2 protein-coding genes and 1 pseudogene are annotated in these 1,006 nt (G+C 70.3%); all 3 read left to right on the plus strand.

The window, feature by feature from the left end:
* Window positions 1-237: pseudogene (locus ACFXKA_RS43505) on the plus strand (FAD-dependent oxidoreductase); the annotation flags it as partial.
* Window positions 238-293: 56 nt separating this feature from the next.
* Entirely contained in the window at window positions 294-665 is a 372-nt protein-coding gene (locus ACFXKA_RS43510) for an ArsR/SmtB family transcription factor (protein ID WP_379431986.1), read from the plus strand.
* A 28-nt stretch (window positions 666-693) separates the two neighbouring features.
* The coding region (locus ACFXKA_RS43515) for a GNAT family N-acetyltransferase (RefSeq protein WP_379431987.1) at window positions 694-1,006 on the plus strand (313 nt) is incomplete at its 3' end.

The raw sequence follows: 1,006 nt of genomic DNA on the forward strand, positions 1-1,006 counted from the left end.
GACACCATCATCCTGGCCACCGGCTACCACCCCGACCTCACCTACCTCGCGCCACTGGGCGCTCTCAACGGGCAAGGGCGCCCCCGACACCGCGACGGAGCCTCCCTCACCCATCCCGCCCTGGCGTATGTGGGACTGGAGTGGCAGCGCAGCCTCTCCTCCGCCTCCCTGCGCGGCGTCGGCCGCGACGCGCAGCGCGCCGCCCGCCGGCTCGCAGCCCGCCTCGCCACCGCTTGAGCGCCCGGCGGCGGCAGCCCCTGGGCGCTTGGTTCGACGTGTGTCAACATAGACATATGTCGAATGTGCAGGTGTTGCCGCTGCTGGAGCCCGACGCCGCCGACGTCGCGCCGTGCTGCCCCCCGCTGAACGAACGCCCCTTCAGCGCCGAAGAGGCCGAAGTGGCCGCCAGGATGTTCAAAGCGCTCGGCGACCCGGTCCGTCTCCGGCTGTTCTCCGCCGTCGCCTCCCACGAGGGCGGCGAGGCGTGCGTGTGCGACATCTCCGACGTCGGCGTCTCCCAGCCGACCGTCTCCCACCACCTGAAGAAGCTCAAGGACGCCGGACTGCTGACGTCCGAGCGCCGCGGCACCTGGGTCTACTACCGGGTGGAGCCGAGCGTACTGAAGGCCATGGGCCTGCTGCTGACCACCGCGGCCGGCGCCTGATCTTCGAACCGACCCAAGGAGCAACACCGTGTCCACCCATGTCGGACGGGCGCCGGCCGTCATCGTGCCGCTCCACGCCGCGCACGCAGACGAGGTGCTGGCGATTTACCAGGCAGGCATCGACGCGGGCAACGCGACCTTCGAGACCTCGCCCCCGACGTGGGAGTCCTTCGACACGGCGAAACTGCCCGAGCACCGCTTCGCCGCCCTCGACGATGACGGCACGGTAGTGGGCTGGGCAGCCGTCACACCTGTATCGAACCGTCCTGCGTACGCGGGAGTTGTCGAGCACTCGGTCTACATTCATCCCGGCGCCCGGGGGCGTGGTATCGCCTCCGCAC

The sequence above is a fragment of the Nocardia sp. NPDC059228 genome (assembly GCF_042754245.1).
GTDB lineage: Bacteria > Actinomycetota > Actinomycetes > Mycobacteriales > Mycobacteriaceae > Nocardia.